General features: G+C 49.7%; 18 protein-coding genes. 8 read left to right on the top strand and 10 right to left on the bottom strand.

What is annotated here, in order from left to right; translation table 11 throughout:
* Positions 1–48 precede the first annotated feature (48 nt).
* The gene (locus tag BLP55_RS08315; RefSeq protein ID WP_091141915.1) at positions 49–813 is read left to right on the top strand and encodes a LuxR C-terminal-related transcriptional regulator; all 765 of its coding nucleotides are present in this window, start codon (positions 49–51) and stop codon (positions 811–813) included.
* Between the two features lie 2 nt (positions 814–815).
* Here BLP55_RS08315 and rnhA read toward each other — a convergent pair whose 3' ends face one another.
* Positions 816–1,295, bottom strand: coding sequence for a ribonuclease HI (gene rnhA / locus BLP55_RS08310; protein WP_091141912.1), 480 nt, complete (start codon positions 1,293–1,295; stop codon positions 816–818).
* 21 nt (positions 1,296–1,316) lie between these two features.
* Positions 1,317–1,892 (bottom strand): phosphoribosylglycinamide formyltransferase, encoded by a 576-nt coding sequence (gene purN, locus BLP55_RS08305; RefSeq protein WP_091141910.1) that lies wholly within the window; start codon positions 1,890–1,892, stop codon positions 1,317–1,319.
* 176 nt (positions 1,893–2,068) lie between these two features.
* On the opposite strand from purN, the gene BLP55_RS08300 reads away from it, so the two are divergent.
* The 5 genes from BLP55_RS08300 (at position 2,069) to pyk (ending at position 6,597) form a co-directional block, all read left to right on the top strand.
* Complete coding sequence (locus BLP55_RS08300; protein ID WP_007137004.1) at positions 2,069–2,305, top strand: acyl carrier protein; 237 nt, start codon at positions 2,069–2,071, stop codon at positions 2,303–2,305.
* A 257-nt stretch (positions 2,306–2,562) separates the two neighbouring features.
* Entirely contained in the window at positions 2,563–3,816 is a 1,254-nt protein-coding gene (gene fabF, locus BLP55_RS08295; RefSeq protein ID WP_091141908.1) for a beta-ketoacyl-ACP synthase II, read from the top strand.
* 3 nt (positions 3,817–3,819) lie between these two features.
* On the top strand, positions 3,820–4,569 hold the full coding sequence (gene rnc / locus BLP55_RS08290; RefSeq protein WP_091141905.1) for a ribonuclease III: 750 nt from the start codon (positions 3,820–3,822) through the stop codon (positions 4,567–4,569).
* Positions 4,570–4,675: 106 nt separating this feature from the next.
* Entirely contained in the window at positions 4,676–5,164 is a 489-nt protein-coding gene (locus tag BLP55_RS08285) for an IPExxxVDY family protein (protein ID WP_091141903.1), read from the top strand.
* Between the two features lie 2 nt (positions 5,165–5,166).
* A complete protein-coding gene (gene pyk, locus BLP55_RS08280) occupies positions 5,167–6,597 on the top strand; it encodes a pyruvate kinase (RefSeq protein ID WP_091141900.1) in 1,431 nt (476 codons plus the stop codon).
* A 36-nt stretch (positions 6,598–6,633) separates the two neighbouring features.
* Here pyk and dinB read toward each other — a convergent pair whose 3' ends face one another.
* Both dinB and BLP55_RS08270 read right to left on the bottom strand, forming a co-directional pair.
* Positions 6,634–7,719 (bottom strand): DNA polymerase IV, encoded by a 1,086-nt coding sequence (dinB, locus tag BLP55_RS08275; protein WP_091141898.1) that lies wholly within the window; start codon positions 7,717–7,719, stop codon positions 6,634–6,636.
* 29 nt (positions 7,720–7,748) lie between these two features.
* Entirely contained in the window at positions 7,749–9,779 is a 2,031-nt protein-coding gene (locus tag BLP55_RS08270; RefSeq protein ID WP_170826820.1) for a recombinase, read from the bottom strand.
* Between the two features lie 66 nt (positions 9,780–9,845).
* Between BLP55_RS08270 and BLP55_RS08265 the strand changes: the two genes are divergently transcribed.
* Both BLP55_RS08265 and BLP55_RS08260 read left to right on the top strand, forming a co-directional pair.
* Positions 9,846–10,316 carry a CYTH domain-containing protein gene (locus BLP55_RS08265; protein ID WP_091141892.1) on the top strand — a complete coding sequence of 157 codons (471 nt, stop codon included), beginning with the start codon at positions 9,846–9,848 and terminating at the stop codon, positions 10,314–10,316.
* Positions 10,313–10,771, top strand: coding sequence for a gliding motility lipoprotein GldH family protein (locus BLP55_RS08260; RefSeq protein ID WP_091141889.1), 459 nt, complete (start codon positions 10,313–10,315; stop codon positions 10,769–10,771). Before BLP55_RS08265 ends, BLP55_RS08260 begins: the two co-directional genes overlap by 4 nt.
* Here the strand turns inward: BLP55_RS08260 and BLP55_RS08255 are convergent.
* The 6 genes from BLP55_RS08255 to BLP55_RS08230 all read right to left on the bottom strand — a co-directional run bounded on the left by BLP55_RS08255 (position 10,768) and on the right by BLP55_RS08230 (position 16,669).
* Positions 10,768–11,259, bottom strand: coding sequence for a septal ring lytic transglycosylase RlpA family protein (locus tag BLP55_RS08255; RefSeq protein ID WP_091141886.1), 492 nt, complete (start codon positions 11,257–11,259; stop codon positions 10,768–10,770). The genes BLP55_RS08260 and BLP55_RS08255 overlap by 4 nt on opposite strands.
* An 81-nt stretch (positions 11,260–11,340) precedes the next feature.
* A complete protein-coding gene (locus BLP55_RS08250; RefSeq protein ID WP_091141882.1) occupies positions 11,341–11,784 on the bottom strand; it encodes a hypothetical protein in 444 nt (147 codons plus the stop codon).
* A gap of 77 nt (positions 11,785–11,861) precedes the next feature.
* On the bottom strand, positions 11,862–13,505 hold the full coding sequence (gene pgi, locus BLP55_RS08245; protein ID WP_091141879.1) for a glucose-6-phosphate isomerase: 1,644 nt from the start codon (positions 13,503–13,505) through the stop codon (positions 11,862–11,864).
* A 206-nt stretch (positions 13,506–13,711) separates the two neighbouring features.
* Positions 13,712–14,941 (bottom strand): M23 family metallopeptidase, encoded by a 1,230-nt coding sequence (locus BLP55_RS08240; RefSeq protein WP_091142174.1) that lies wholly within the window; start codon positions 14,939–14,941, stop codon positions 13,712–13,714.
* Between the two features lie 16 nt (positions 14,942–14,957).
* Positions 14,958–15,890 carry a tryptophan 2,3-dioxygenase family protein gene (locus tag BLP55_RS08235; protein ID WP_170826819.1) on the bottom strand — a complete coding sequence of 311 codons (933 nt, stop codon included), beginning with the start codon at positions 15,888–15,890 and terminating at the stop codon, positions 14,958–14,960.
* A complete protein-coding gene (locus BLP55_RS08230; protein WP_091141877.1) occupies positions 15,887–16,669 on the bottom strand; it encodes a DUF3108 domain-containing protein in 783 nt (260 codons plus the stop codon). The genes BLP55_RS08235 and BLP55_RS08230 overlap by 4 nt, the downstream gene beginning before the upstream one ends.
* Positions 16,670–16,749: the final 80 nt, after the last annotated feature.

The following is a 16,749-nucleotide window of genomic DNA, read 5'->3' as shown; positions in this document are numbered from 1 at the left end:
TTTTTGCACCGTACCTATTTTTTGCTACATTAGCCCCAAACCCAAGCCATGGAACTTTCGTTTTTTACCGAAGCCAAAAAAGTCTGGAACCGCATGTCGCAGAACAACCTGCCCAACGAGGAGCCGTTCGAGCTGCAGCTGTACAAAAAATTCACCGATATTTTCCATGTCGGGAATTACTACTACTACATTTTTGATATTGCGCGCGTGGAATTTCGCTTCATCAGCCCGGAGGTCAAAAAAGTATTGGGCTATGAGGCGCAGGAAATCGACTTGGCTTTTTTCATGTCCAACGTGCATCCGGAGGACCAGCATGTGTTTTTGAACCATGAAACCACGGTCATCGATTTTTTCAAGAAACTGCCGCTCGAGAAAATCCCGCTGTACAAAGTGAGTTACGACTACCGCGTGCGGCACCAATCTGGGCATTATGTACGCATCCTGCAGCAGGTGGTGGCCCTGCAATATGACGACGACAAAAACCTGCAGGTAAGCATGGGCGTGCATACGGACATCAGCCACCTCAAGACCGACAAAGTCTCGAGCCTTTCGTTCATCGGATTAAGCGGTGAGCCGTCGTATTACCACGTACAAGTCGCGCCGCATTACAAACCCTCGCCAGAAATTTTCACCAGGCGCGAAAAGGAAATCGTCGCGCTTTTGATCAAGGGATTGATGTCGAGCGAAATTGCCGAGCGGCTGTTCATCAGCAAGCATACCGTAGATACGCACCGCAAAAACATCCTGGCCAAGACGCACACCAAATCGACGCATGAGTTTTTGTCGTGGGTCATGAGCCAAGGGCTGGTTTAGGTTTACAGCAGCCGCTGTTCCTCGCGCTCATAAAAGGCGTCTACCGACAATTTGGGCTGCATCGACGCCATGACGGCCAGTTGGTCGCAGCGTTCGTTTTGCGGATGGTTGTTGTGGCCTTTGATCCACTTGAAGTCGACCTGGTGTTGGCGGTAGATCTTGAGGAAGCGCTGCCACAGGTCGGGATTTTTCTTGCCCGCGAACCCTTTTTTTTCCCAGCCGAATACCCAACCCTTGACCACCGAATCGACCACATATTTGGAGTCGGAGACCACGAGAACTTTCTTGTTGGGCTGCTTGAGTTTTTCGAGCCCGACGATCACCGCGAGCAACTCCATGCGGTTGTTGGTCGTGAGCCGGAATCCTTCGTAGAATTCCTTGCGGTAGCCCGTCCCGACGAGTTCCATCACGACGCCGTAACCGCCGTTCCCGGGGTTTCCTTTGGCGGCGCCGTCGGTGTAGATGTGGACTTCGTGAGACACGGTATTGTTTATTTCTATTGTTTATTTTTTATTGACCCCTAACAGTAATTGTTCGATAACTTTAGGGAAATGGTCGTATTCCAGCTGTTGGACTTTTTGCGCGATCTGCTCGGGCGTATCATGGGCTTCGACGGGCACCTTGGCCTGGAAGATCAAATCGCCTTCGTCGTAATGCGGATCGACATAATGGATTGAAATGCCGGTCTCGGTTTCGTTGGCCTCGCGAATGGCGCGGTGTACGTGCATGCCGTACATACCCTTGCCGCCGTACTTGGGCAACAACGCCGGGTGGATGTTGATGATTTGGTTCGGAAAGGCCGCAATGATGTGCGCGGGGAACATCCATAAGAAACCGGCCAGTACGATCAAATCGGGGCCAAAAGCGCGCAATTTGAGCAGTACACTTTCGCCATGTAGCGCTTCCTTGTCGAATACAACTACAGGAACACCAAGGTTTTCGGCGCGATCGATCACCTTGGCATGCGGATTGTTACAAAAAACGGCAACCACTTCGCCATGAGCGCGTTGGGCAAAGAACCGTATGATGTTTTCGGCGTTAGACCCCGACCCTGATGCAAATAGGACAATCTTTTTCATCACGTGAAATTAACCCCGCAAAAAAACGCATAATAAATGATAATAAATAGCCCGGCACAGGCTTTGTGAAATAATTTTTTCTAAATTAGTGTCATATTTTATTTTAACAGAAAAACATGGTAATCAAATAAAGTTTTTTATTTTTGCCAACAATTTAAATTTTAAAATTAGAGATTATGTCAGACATTGCATCAAGAGTTAAAGCGATTATCGTAGACAAATTAGGCGTTGACGAAAACGAAGTTGTAACAGAAGCAAGCTTCACCAACGATTTGGGAGCTGATTCATTAGACACTGTTGAGCTGATCATGGAATTTGAAAAAGAATTCGACATCCAAATCCCAGATGACCAAGCTGAAAACATTGCCACCGTTGGTCAAGCCATTTCTTACATCGAGGAAGCAAAAAAATAATCATACCACACCCGCTTTTTAAGCACCAAATCGCAAATCCCAAATCACGACAGATTTTTTAAATTTGTAGGTTTCTTCAAGAATTGGAGTTTGGAATTTTGAAATTTGGAATTTTTAAAACGGGTGTTATTGTTTTTGCAAGAATGCCTGATTGACGTACAATCAACAATAATATATGTAGTACCTGTGTCTTTTTTTGATTCGCCTAAAAAAGCATAGGTATTATTTGTTTACACCAAAAACTAAAAACACAACGTATGGAATTAAGACGGGTTGTTGTAACAGGTCTGGGCGCACTGACCCCCATTGGGAACAATATTCAGGAATATTGGAACTCGCTCATCAATGGCAAAAGCGGCGCCGCACCCATTACTTACTACGATACGGAAAAACACAAAACCAAGTTCGCCTGCGAGGTCAAAAACTTCAACATAGAAGACTACATGGACCGCAAGGAAGCGCGCCGGTTGGATAAATTCGCGCAGTATGCGATTGCCGCCAGCGACGAAGCCATCAAAGATGCCGGGCTTACCGCAGACAACGTCGACAAATACCGTGTCGGCGTAATCTGGGGCGCCGGAATCGGAGGGCTCGAAACCTTCCAGGAAGAGGTGCTTTATTACGGTAAAGGCGACGGAACACCCAAGTTCAATCCGTTTTTTATCCCCAAAATGATTGCCGATATCGCGCCGGCGCACATCTCGATGCGCAACGGCTATATGGGACCAAATTACACGACAGTTTCGGCATGCGCCTCATCGGCCAACGCCTTGATTGACGCGTTCAACTACATCCGTTTGGGTATGTGCGACGTCATCATCTCGGGTGGATCGGAAGCGGCCATCACCATTGCGGGCATGGGCGGATTCAACTCGATGCACGCATTGTCGACCAGAAACGAATCGCCTGAAACCGCCTCACGTCCGTTCGATGCCACGCGCGACGGATTCGTGCTCGGCGAAGGTGCAGGTGCCTTGGTGCTCGAAGATTATGAACACGCCAAAAAGCGCGGTGCAAAAATCTATTGCGAAATTGGCGGCGGCGGCATGTCTTCGGACGCGTACCATTTGACGGCGCCACATCCAGAAGGCATTGGCGTGATCGCGGTGATGACCAACTGTTTGAACGATGCCAAGATGAAGCCCGAAGATGTAGACCACATCAACACACACGGCACTTCGACACCATTGGGTGACGTGGCCGAACTCAAAGCGATTTCTGCTGTTTTTGGCGACCATGCCAAGAACATCAACATCAATTCGACCAAGTCGATGACGGGGCACTTGCTCGGTGCGGCCGGCGGTATCGAGGCCATCGCTTCGATCCTGGCGATCCACCACGGCATCATTCCGCCAACCATCAACCACACTACCGTGGACGAAAACATCGATCCATCGCTCAACCTGACACTCAACAAGGCGCAAAAACGCGACCTCAAAGTAGCCATGAGCAACACCTTTGGTTTTGGCGGGCACAACGCTTGCGTATTGTTCAAAAAATTGGATGCCTAACCAATGCGTTTCATCAAAAAAATATTCGCCAAATCATCCCGTTCGCAAGAGGACGGGATTTTTTTTAGCGACATGGAGAAAATCCTGGGGTTCAAGCCCCTTACGATCGGGTTTTACGAAAAAGCCTTTACCCATCGGTCTTTGAACAAAGTAGACGACCAAGGCAACCCAATCAATTACGAACGTCTTGAGTTTTTGGGCGATGCGATGCTGAGTTCGGTGATCGCGGCCTATTTGTTCAACGAAGCGCCCATGGGCAACGAAGGCTACCTGACCAAGATGCGTTCGAAAATCGTGAGCCGCGAGCATTTGAACGAGCTCGGACGCGATCTGGATTTGATCCGTTTCATCGAAAGCAAGGTGCCCACGGCGCATTTCGGCGAGAACATCCACGGCAACGTATTCGAAGCGTTGGTGGGTGCCATCTACCTCGACCAGGGCTACATCGCGTGCGAAAAATTCATCCAAACCCGTGTCATCACGCCGTATGTAGACATTTCACGACTCGAAGGCAAGGTCATCAGCTACAAAAGCCTGCTGATCGAATGGTGCCAGAAAGAAAAGAAAACGTTTCATTACGACGTGTTCGAAGACAATGCAATCACGGGCGAACGACTGTTTGGCGTCAAACTCAGCATAGATCACAAGGTCGTGGCCAAGGCGCGGGCGTCGTCCAAAAAGAAAGCCGAAGAAAAAGCATCGCAGCGCGCCTATTTTGCGTTCCAGCAAAGAATTGACACGAAAACTTTGTAATTTTCTTAAAACTATAACGTTTTCGTTATCAAATTATCGTTAACCCTCTTTTTTTTCGTGGTTATTCTTAATTAGAAGTGTTATCTTTACGGCTTATTCAAGAAATATGGCCGTCCATAAATTGCATCTTGACGAATTTGACGAAGTGGATTACGACCTCATCGCGATACACTCGTCGCTCGAAGACTATAGACTGGCCTACTTCATCAACCAAAAACTGTCGGTTTCGCTGTGCAAGAGCAAAGAGGAAATTGGCATCACCGTAAAAGAAGGCGAGGCTTCTTTCCAAAAATTTACCTTCGACGACCAGACCAACGACATTCTCTGGAGCCTGGTTCCCAACAAGAACGAAATTTCGGTGGCGCGAAAAAATACGCGTCCGAACCTGTTTGTCGATGCACCCGAGGACATCGCGACCAAGGTCTACTTGCTGCCCGAACTCAAGAAAGTAGACTATTTTCTCAAACTTGAGAACAACAACAACACGTTAAACATGGAGGACATGGTGCGCGATATCAAGTCGATCAACCGCATTTCGACCGTATACGCCGTCATTCCCGAAAAAATAAAATCAAAGAACAATTTAATTTTCTAGCAATGCCAACAACCAAAAAGACGAAAATTGTAGCCACGCTCGGCCCCGCCTGTAGTACGAGAGAAGTCTTGAAAGACATGATTGATGCGGGCGTCAACGTATTTCGCATCAATTTTTCGCACGCCGACTATGCCGATGTCCAGAATAAGATAGACCTCATCCGCGGCCTCAACGAAGAATTTGGGTACACCACCGGTATCCTTGCCGACCTGCAAGGGCCTAAATTGCGCGTGGGCGTAATGAAGGAAGATGTGGTGGTGCACAATGGCGATTTGATCACGTTTCAAACCGCCGAAGACGTACCCGGGACCGCAGACCGCGTCTACATGAACTACAAGGAATTCCCTAAAGACGTCAATCCGGGCGAGCGCATCTTGCTCGACGACGGAAAACTCATCTTCGAGGCCGTCGAAACCGATAAAAAATCTGAAGTGATTTGCCGCGTCATACAAGGCGGTCCGCTTAAATCGAAAAAAGGCGTCAACCTGCCCAACACCAAAGTATCACTTCCGGCATTGACCAAAAAAGACGTCAAAGATGCCTTGTTCGCCATTGGCGCCAAGGTCGACTGGATCGCGCTGTCGTTTGTCAGGACTGCCGAAGATTTGATCGAGTTGCAGGACCTGATCATGAAAAATTCAGAACACAAAATCCCGATCGTTGCCAAGATCGAAAAACCCGAAGGCGTAGCCAACATCGATAAGATCGTGGCCTATTGCGACGGTTTGATGGTGGCACGTGGCGATTTGGGTGTCGAAGTCCCTGCGCACGAAGTACCGCTGATCCAAAAGAAACTCGTCAACCGCGCCAAAACAGCGCGTATCCCGGTAATCATCGCCACGCAAATGATGGAGACGATGATCACATCGCTTACGCCAACACGTGCCGAGGTCAACGACGTGGCCAACTCGGTCATGGACGGTGCCGACGCCGTGATGCTTTCGGGCGAGACGTCAGTAGGAAACTATCCGGTACAGGTGATCGAAAAAATGACCCAAATCATCGAAGCCGTCGAAGATTCTCCGCTGATCCAAGTCCCACAAAACACACCGCAAGTACGTACCAAGCGTTTCATCACCAAGTCGATTTGCCACCACGCCGCGACCATGGCCAACGTGATCAAGGCCAAGGCGATTTGTACGCTCACCAACAGCGGTTACACGGCGTTCCAGATTTCGGCCTGGCGTCCGCAAGCACACATCTTGGTATTCACATCGAACAAACGCATCCTGACGCAGCTCAATTTGCTTTGGGGCGTCAAATCGTTCTACTACGATAAATTCGTGAGCACCGACGACACCGTGACCGACATCAACCAAATTGCGCGCGAAAAAGGCTATGTCGAAAAGGGCGACTTTTTGATCAACCTGGCCGCCATGCCGGTAACCGACAAAGGCATGGTCAACACGCTGCGTGTGTCCGAAATGGAGTAAAAGACTTTGAATCCCGGCTTGTCCGGGATTTTTTTTTTAGAACTCGAATTTGAGTTGCACCGCCACGGGTGTTTTGCGGTCTTCGTTGTTCAAATTGTTGAGCGAAATCCCCAAAAGCCTTACCGATTCCTTCATCTTCTCCTGGAACAGCAGTTCTTTGGCGGCGTCAAACAGCAACGATCGGTCTGAGATGAAATAGGGCAGTGTTTTGCTGCGCGTTTGCAGGCTAAAATCGCTGTATTTGATTTTGAGCGTAACGGTTTTTCCTGCGATGTTGTAGCGTTTAAGCCGGTTCTCGAGTTCGGCCGCGATGGTCTCGAGTTTCTCGAGCATGAAAATCTCCGATGTCAGGTTTTCGCGAAAGGTGTGTTCGGTGGCCACCGATTTGGCGGTACGCTCGGGCCGGACCTCGCTATGGTGGATGCCTCGGACAATGTTGTAGTAATAACTTCCCGATTTTCCGAAATGCTTCTCGAGGAATTCGATGGGTTTTAGCTTCAAATCGGCGCCCGTAAAAATGCCGAGCTGGTACATCTTCTCGGTGGTCACTTTGCCCACGCCGTAGAATTTCTTGATGGGCAACTCTTCTAAAAAAGCGATGACTTCGTCCGGATTGACCGTTTTCTGGCCGTTCGGCTTGTTGTAGTCCGACGCGACCTTGGCGATAAATTTGTTGACCGAAATGCCCGCCGAAGCCGTAAGCCCAACTTCCTCAAAAATACGTTTGCGGATTTCCTGCGCAATCAGCGTAGCGCTGGGGTTGCCTTTTTTGTTGTACGTGACGTCGAGGTAGGCTTCGTCGAGCGACAACGGTTCGACCAGATCGGTATACTCGAGGAATATCTTTCGGATTTTTTTCGATATTTCCTTGTAACGGTCGAAACGCGGCCGCACAAAAATCAACTCCGGGCAATACTTACGTGCCAAAACACCGCTGAGCGCGCTTCTCACGCCAAACTTCCGCGCTTCATAACTCGCCGCCGACACCACGCCCCGTGTCCCGCCACCGCCCACCGCTATGGGTTTGCCGCGCAGCTCCGGGTTGTCCATCTGTTCCACCGACGCATAGAACGCGTCCATGTCTACGTGGATGATCTTGCGTTGTGTTGTTTGTGGATCCATGGGATAAAGGTAACCAAACGGATTATCGGTCAGCCACGCACTTTGCGCACGCTGGGGACAAAAAAGCTAGACGGCTTGAATTTAAAGTGCTGCCAAACCGACAGCCAAACCAACCCGAGTTCCGACCAGGCCATGCCGCGCGACCGGAACGCCAAACCAAGCGACAGTCCAAAACTCACCATGAAATTGACGAATCCGATGACGCCTATCCCAAGAATGGCCCAAAAAAGCATCGTGGGTCCCAGTTGCCAATCGGCGCCAAAAAGGGCCAACGCCAGGTTGCCGCTGGCAAAGGTAATGTGTCGCACGTCGAGGTTGAGCCCAAGGAACAACCCCACGGGTACTGTACTGCCCATAAAAACCCCAAACCAAAAATTCGAGGTGATACCCGCCCAGCGCTTTTCGTACCATTTGGCGAATGTTTTGGTTTTGGCCTTGCCGAAGGTTCTCTTGAGGATCGGATGCTCCTCGATGCGGTAGTACACCTGGTTGTGTTTGTCGCGGTTGGCGATGCTACCCGAAATGATTCCCGACAAGAACAAATACACCCCCGCGATGGCGGCATGCCAGATCGCCAACGAATGTACGGGGCTCAAATCGGTTGACAGCTTGGGCCACTTTGAGGCGGCAATGTTCACACCAAAAAGCTGATCGATGGCCCAAACGCCCAATAGCGAAACCGGAAACGCCATGACCACGTTGCCCACAAACGCAATAAACTGCGAACGCGCCACGCGCGCAAACAACACGGCAAAGGCATAGTATTTTTCGTCTTCATGCCCTTGTTGCTTGGCGCCTTCCTCGAGCGCGCGCACCAGGGCCGACGCCGTCATCGCGGGTTGCTTGGTGGCCAGCGTAAAGCTAAGCAGGTAAATCGCGATGAACCCACAGGCGTAGTTCATACTGTACAGGAACGCGTGTCCAAAAAAACTCGCGTCGACGTTGGCCAATAATAGCTTGAGGATGCACAGTATCCCGACAACCAATCCGCCGCCCAAGGCCGCCCAAAACATCTTGAAATACTCGCGACGGCTTTCGGTGATGTAGTGCTCACCCGTCTTGGCGGTGTGTTGGGTAATTTCGTAGGACAACAACTGCGTGCTTTCGGCTATAAAACGCCGTACGTTGTTCTTGTAACAATTGTACTCGATCAACCGAAGCGACAGCGCGATCGTATTTTCCTTTTTCTCGTCGTTCGATTCGGCCACCAGCAACGGCATGAGTACTTTGAGCCTTTTCAACTGCTGTCTGATCCGCAAAAGGTGTTGGTTAACGCGCAACGAAATGCCGTACTTGGCGCTATTGGCGAACGCCTTCTCGACAAATTCTTCGCATTGTGCATGCAATACCTGCAGTTGCCTGTACGACAAATCGTCGTGTTGCAGCGCATGCGAACCGTTGGACTTGATCCGTTCCTCTATTTGCAGCAACTCTATTTCAAAAGCCGAGAAAGGACTTTCGTATCCGTCGAACTCAGGCACCATCTTGATCACCTCGTTTTCCATGGCGCGCCCGCTGATGCGTTGGATGATGTAATCCATCGCGATCATCATTTCCGATAGCGGCGCGTCGGCATCGGCAGATTCGTAAAGGTTGGGGAACTGCAGGACATCGAACAAAGCCGAGAGTTGTTCGCGTGGGATTTTTTGGATCCAATCGATATCGGTCGCCAGATAAAAAACCTGGTTCAAGACAAAATCCAACCGGTCTTTTTGCGGCTGGTAGGGCAGCAATTTGGCAGACAGCCGCCGGCGCAATTCGAACAAAAAGTCCACATCCTGCAAGATGGCCGCATCCGACAAGAACTTGCTGAACTGCTTGGCGCGCAACACCTCCTTGACACAACCCGAAAACTGCGCCGCACATTCCGGATTCGCCGCAAAAAACGACAGTAACGCCGAAAGGTCGACGGTATCGACCTTGCTCGGGTTCTTTGGGCGAATGGTCTGTACCCATTCTACCAAGGCATCGAGCGGCGAAGACCAATCAGGAAGCAGCCCACACTTCTGTTCGAGCCACTGTACGGGTGTCAATTGGGTAGTAGCGGAATTCTTTCTCATACGCATACTTTGACGTAAAAATACAAATTGGTGCCGGAAAATCCTTAACTTGGTCATAAAACAACCATGGTAGAAATCGAACGCAAATTTCTGGTACTTTCAGACGATTACAAAGCGTTGGCCCATGCCAAGACCCGCATCGTGCAAGGGTATTTGAATTCGCATCCCGAACGGACGGTACGCATACGCATCAAGGGCGAAAGCGGATTCCTGACCATCAAGGGCAAGGGAAACGACTCGGGCACCACGAGATTGGAATGGGAAACCGAACTGGCGCTGTCCGATGCAAAACCGTTGCTCGAACTGTGTGAACCTGGAATAATCGACAAAATCCGGTATGAAATCCGTCACGGCAAACACGTTTTTGAGGTCGATGTATTCGCTGGCGACAACCACGGGCTCGTTCTGGCCGAAATTGAACTGCATGACGAAAACGAAACCTTCGAAAAACCCGATTGGTTGGGCGATGAAGTGACCGCCGATGTACGTTATTACAACGCCCATTTAAGCAACAATCCCTTTAAGAATTGGAAATGAGACTGATTTTTTACACAGTGGTCGTCTTTGTGTTGTGGTCCTGCAATCGCAATGTCGTGTTCAAACAATTCGACGCATCGTTCGAAGACAACCGATGGCAGCGATCGGATACCCGTTCCTATTCCTTTTCCTTGGACACCGCGGACCATTATGACTTGTTTGTCGATTTTAGCTATGTGGCCGAAGTACAATTTGCCGAGATTCCCATACAGATCACCTTGACAAGCCCCGACGGGGTATCTACACCACAACCATTCGTAATTCGTACGAAGGACGCCAACGGCAAGGAATCGGGGGATTGTGCCGGAGATTATTGCGATTTGCGGCAGGTAGTGTTCCAAAACCAAAGCCTGTCTGCGGGAAGTTACACCGTCAATTTGTCGAACAGGTTCAACCACGACTATTTGCCGAATGTAATCGGCATTGGCATCCGCGTGACAAAATCGGGCGACTAACGCGGCATCTCTTCTTCGATGGTTACCGACATGGATCCTGAGTTTTTGTTGTCGGCGATTTCCATGAACGCTTTGCGTGTCAAGTCGATTTCGCGGCCACGTGTAAATGGTCCGCGGTCAGTCACTTCGACCACCACCGATTTTCCATTCTTCTCGTTGGTGACGCGCAACATCGTCCCGAAAGGCAATTTACGGTGTGCCGCCGTGTATTTTTGGTTGTCGAAACGTGCGCCGCTTGCCGTGCGTCTCCCGTTGAATTTGTTGTGGTAGTACGAAGCGTGTACCGCTTTCTTGTAGGGTTTGAATTTAAGGCTGATGTTGGTAAGCGTATCGATCAACGCAGGCTCAGCCTTGACAGTTAGGTTTTTGAGGGTGTCTTTCGAACGTGGGTTCGGGGTGATTTTCTTTTCGATGGGCTTGGCCTGGCCAAAGCAGGCCGCTGAAAAAGCCGCTAGAAACAACACGAATAAATTCTTTTTGAAATTCATAATCCGGGTTTAGGTTCGGCGCGGTTAAACAAATACTATTCCTAAATAGGCCAGTCCTGCTGGCAAGGGCAATACGACCGCCTATTGCAGCCAACTTTGCCACGGTATCCGGCTCAAAAGCAATACCAAGCCGATGGCATAAAAAATCGCGATGGATTTGAACTTCGCTTCGGAAGTCGATGCTTTTTTGTGTTTAGACCAGCCTATGGTGATAAATAGGATGGCCAAGATATTGGTGATGGGATGCTCGATGACAGTCAGGCGTAATTCGGCAGTTTTCATTACCGTGCCCATTCCTACTTGACTGATTAACGCATAACCTTTAGGCGAAATGAAATAAAGGATTAACCCAATCAGCAACTGGACGTGGGTAAAGACCAGCGCAAACAGCCCCATCTTTCTGTCGTTGGCCGAAAACTCCTTTTTTCGGGACAATCCGACGATCGAATTGACCACCGCCACCACAATCAAAAGGAGCGCGAGATAAGCCCATCCCGAATGGAATTTCTGTATAAATGTGTACATGTTTCTTGGTTTAGTCTAACAAATATAACAAAAAAAACCTCACTTTATTGGAGGTTTTTATCTAGAATGGGTTCAAATTACTTATTCTTCAAAAAGTACGAAAGCAAAAATTCGGTCGAACTGTCGTGCTTTTTGACGGTATTGGTGCGTATCTCGTCCAAGATGGAATTCGCAAGCTGTTTGCCCAACTCGACGCCCCATTGGTCGTAGCTGAAAATGTTCCAGATGACGCCCTGCACAAAAATCTTATGCTCGTACAATGCCACGAGCGAACCCAGTGTTTTGGGCGTGAGCTTTTGAATCAGCAAGGTGTTCGTGGGCTTGTTGCCCGAAAAAACCTTGAACGGCGCCAAGAATTCGGCCTCTCCCGTCGAAAGTTGCGTCTTGTTGAACTCGGCCATCACCTGCGTTGCGGTCTTGCCGTTGAGCAAGGCCTCGGTTTGTGCGAAAAAGTTCGACATGAGTTTATCGTGGTGCTCGAAATCGCCGTACAAAGGCTTGACAAAACCAATAAAATCGGTTGGGATCAACTTGGTGCCTTGGTGGATGAGCTGAAAAAACGCATGTTGCGAATTGGTCCCCGGCTCGCCCCAAATGATGGTCCCGGTTTGATAATCGATCAAATTCCCGTCGCGATCTACGCTCTTGCCGTTGCTCTCCATGATGCCTTGTTGCAAGTACGGCGCCAGCTTTTGCAGGTATTGCGTATACGGAATGAGCGCTTCACTTTCGGCGCCAAAGAAATTGTTGTACCAGATGCTCAACAGCGCCAACACGACCGGAATATTCTGGTCGAATGCCGCGGTTTGAAAATGCCGGTCCATGTCGTGGGCGCCCTGAAGCAATTGATCGAAATGATCATACCCGACGGCCAGTGCGATCGACAAGCCTACAGCGCTCCACAACGAAAAACGACCGCCCACCCAATCCCACATCGGGAAAATGTTGTTGGGGTCGATGCCAAATTCGGTCACCTTTTGGATGTTGGTCGACACGGCCACGAAATGTTTGGCCACGTCTTGCTGCGTCGCCGATTTCAAGAACCAGGCGCGAATCGTCTCGGCATTGCTGAGCGTTTCCTGCGTCGTAAAGGTTTTGGAAGCGACAACAAACAAAGTCGTTTCGGGATCCAGATGCTTGATCACTTCGCGCACATGGTCGCCGTCTACATTCGAAACAAAATGGACATTCAGATGGTTCTTGTAGAACTGCAGCGCGTCGACCACCATGGCCGGCCCCAAATCGGAACCGCCGATTCCTATGTTGACCACATCGGTAAAAGGCTTGCCCGTGAAACCTTTGCGCGTGCCGTTGATCACTTCGGCCGTAAACGTCTTGATTTTGTGCTTGACCGCATAAATCTCGGGCACCACATTTTTGCCTTCTACGGCAATTTGGGCCGATTCAGGCGCGCGCAACGCAGTGTGCAACACGGCGCGCTTTTCGGTGGCGTTGATCGCATCGCCTGCGAAATAAGACTTGATCGCTTGGTCGAGCTTGGACTCCTGTGCAAGTTCGACAAGCAAATCGATGGTTTGTTGGTTGATGATGTTCTTCGAATAATCGACCAGGAAGTCTTCCCATTTCAAGTGAAAATGCTGCGCACGGTTCGCGTCTTGTTCAAAAAGCGATTTCATATGGACGCTTTTCATCGTATCGTAATGCTGCTGGAGCTTTTGCCAGGTAGCGGTAGTCGTCGGATTGATCGTTGGTAAAGACATAGAATCTTGTTGCTTTTGAAAGCGCAAATTTAACGATAATCTTGTTACGAAGCAGTTAAGTTTCTAGCCCCGATTACCTCATTTGTCAACATTTTTCAGCGGTATTCGATGAATGCGTTGCATTTGCAGTGGAAATCCTTTTTAGGAATTATGCAGCAAAACGGAATAATTCCTAAAAAGATTGAAACGAAAAGCGGGAATAGCTCCTAATCCTTAAACTTCTTTTCGGCGATGCTGTCGAGTTGGTGCTTGAGCGGCTCCATTTGGGTCATGAAACGCGGCAAATCGCTCTTGTCCATGGGTTCGGCGTTGGGCAATTTGAGTCGCAAGGCATCGACCTGAACACCATTCTTCCAGAAACGGTAACATACGTGCGGGCCGGTCGCAAGTCCGGTGCTGCCCACGCGACCGATTACGTCGCCCTGCGTGACCCGCTGCCCGCGGCGCACCAAAATCTTGGACATGTGCAAATACTGCGTCGAGTAGGTGCGGTCGTGTTTGACCTTGACAAAATTGCCGTTTCCGGCCGTATACCCCGTTTGTTCGACCACGCCCGAGGCCGTTGTCATGATCGGGGTTCCCGTTGGCGCTGCGTAGTCGGTGCCCTTGTGGGCTTTCCATATTTTTTGCACCGGATGCAGTCGATTGGCGGCAAAACGCGAGGTAATGTGCACGTATTTGAGCGGTGCCTTTAGAAAGAAATTCTTGAGTGCCTTTCCTTGTTCGTCAAAATAAGCGAGCTTGCCCGAGCCTTGTTTTTGCTCGAACGGAAACGCGTAGACCTTTTTGCCTTTGTATTCAAAGAAAGCCGCCTTGAGGCTGTCGACGCCGTCGTAGATGGTATCGTCGATGTAGCGTTCGGTAAAAGTGATGGCAAATTTGTCGCCTTTTTTGAGCTTGAAGAAATCGATCGACCACGCATAAACCTTGGTAATTTGAGAAACGAGCGCAATGTCTACTTTTTCTTTTTCGAGCGCTTCGGACAACGACCCGTCAAGCGCGCCCGCAATGGTCCTTTCCTTGACCAACACCGGTCTGACTTTTTTGGTCACCGACACCGAATCGCGCAAATCGACCACATAATAACTCTGCCGGTCGGGTTGGTAAATAAACGCTTTGAGTTTGGCGTAGCGTCCTTTTTCACGCAACAAGGTAAAGGGTTTTCCGCGGCGGATGACCCGAACGTCGAACGTATCCTTTATTTTTTGGACGATGTCATACACGCGAAGGGTATCGAGATTTTGCCCCTCGAGAATACTTCCGAAAGTATCGCCGCTTTGCACGGTATCGTGTACCACACTGAAATCGTTGAGATTGAACCCGAAATTCTCGACCACGGGACGTGGCTTGACCACATCGGTTGTGAGGGTTTCTTCAGATTCTTTACACGAAAACAACGTGAACAGGATAAGGACGAGCGGTAAAAATTTTCTCAAAACGGGCATTTTTCGGTTACTGTTCCTGTCCCCAGTTCTTGAGTTCTTCTTCGCTCCACAAGGCAGGAAAGAAAATCCTGCGCTGGTATTTGGGATGCATGTATTTTTTCCAGTCGCTACCGCCCGTGGCTTCGGCAACGCCTTGTCCCGAGTCGATGTATTTGCGTGCGGCGTTCAAATGACCCATGACCCAGGTCACGTTGACGGTGTGGTCGTAGTGGCGCATGGCGGCGACCAACGCCGGGTTTTGCTGGTCTTCTTCTGGAAGTTCCTTGAACTTGCGCCAAAGATTGATGGTGTTGTAGGCCTCCATCTCGCGCAGGAACAAGGCCTTGTACTTGCGTTCGAATTCCGCCAGCAGGTATGATTTTTCACCCGTTTTGTGGTCCTTGCCCGCGGCCTGCCAATACAAATGTTCGAGTGCATGTTCATAGGGCGTGTCGCGGTCGATCGTGGCGCGAAAACGGTAATCGATCAAATTGATCAAATCGGTCGATGCAAATTCGATCAGGCGGTACTGCGCGCTTTGGAATCCCGAAGCCGGCGTGAGCGTATTGCGGAATTTCATGTATTGCGCCACTTCCATGCCATCGCCCATGATGTCGAACGAGGTCGTGAGCATGTCAAAGTACCGGCTGATGCGACGCAATCTTTCGGTAAAGAAGTCGGTCGATGGCTTGGGATGGTGACACACCTGGTTGATTTCCCACAATACCATCTTGAACAACAGTTCGTTGACCTGGTGGTACATGATGAACACCATTTCATCGGGCAACGTCGTGCGTTGGGTTTGCAGGTTCAGGAGCGCATCGGTTTGGATGTAATCCCAATAAGTGATTGGTTTGGCCCACAAAAGGCCTTCGAGATGGGTGTCTGTTTTTTGGCCGATCGCCGCGAATTTTTCGTCGAGTTCTGCCAGTATAGATGTTGTTTCGTTTGTCAGGCTCATTGCTGTTTTGCTTTTATTTTGAGCGGATATTTCAATCCCTTCACGCCGTCGATATCGGCTTTGAGTGATCCCACCGCCAAGCTTGCCTTGATGCTGACGGGAATCTTGTTGTCGTCGTCCGATATCCAAACGGTAAGGCTTTCCTGCTCCTTGAACACGCGCCCCGACTGGACCAGCGGGCGGAATACCATGCACGGAACGGTGCCAAATTTAGTCTTAATATCCTCGTTGCCGATGAACTTTAACTTGAATTTGATGATCTCGTCGTCAAAAAACATATCGACCAAAACCGACTCGCCAACCTTCATCCGGTCGATCTCGGGATAGTTGCGCAGGTAGTAAAATGTAGACACTACATCCTGCACGTTTTCGGTCACGACAAAGGTCGCCTCGCTTTTGCGTTTGTGGTCCTTGACGCGGACACGGTTGTTCGTTTGATCGAAAAAGCCTTCCTGATTTTTGGTGTATCCACCTTCGTCGATCTTGCGAACGAACTGGTAGGGCTTTCCGGTTTCTTTGTCAAAATAACTTTCGTAATTGTCTTCTACCTTGAAGAAAAAACGCGACATCCCCGTGGTATAACCTCTGCCGACGGCGTGGTACACTTTTTTGTTGTTGCGCGTGGCCTCTTGCACTTCAAGTGTGGCATACCCGGCGTTGATAAGGCCATAATGCACCCTGAACTTGAACCATTCGCCTACATCGAACGCGCGTTCTTTTTGGCTGCTACTGAATCCGAAAGTCGAAACAATGAGCAGCAATACCAATAATTTCTTCATTCTTTTCGGTTTTTGGGCCGGCTACGCAATTTTTATTCCAAAGGTACCAAAACAAAAAAACCCAATCAAATTAATGACCG

Source organism: Flavobacterium caeni (genome assembly GCF_900101895.1).
In the GTDB taxonomy this organism is placed as follows: Bacteria; Bacteroidota; Bacteroidia; order Flavobacteriales; family Flavobacteriaceae; genus Flavobacterium; species Flavobacterium caeni.
This window is presented reverse-complemented; position numbering and strand designations above follow the sequence as displayed.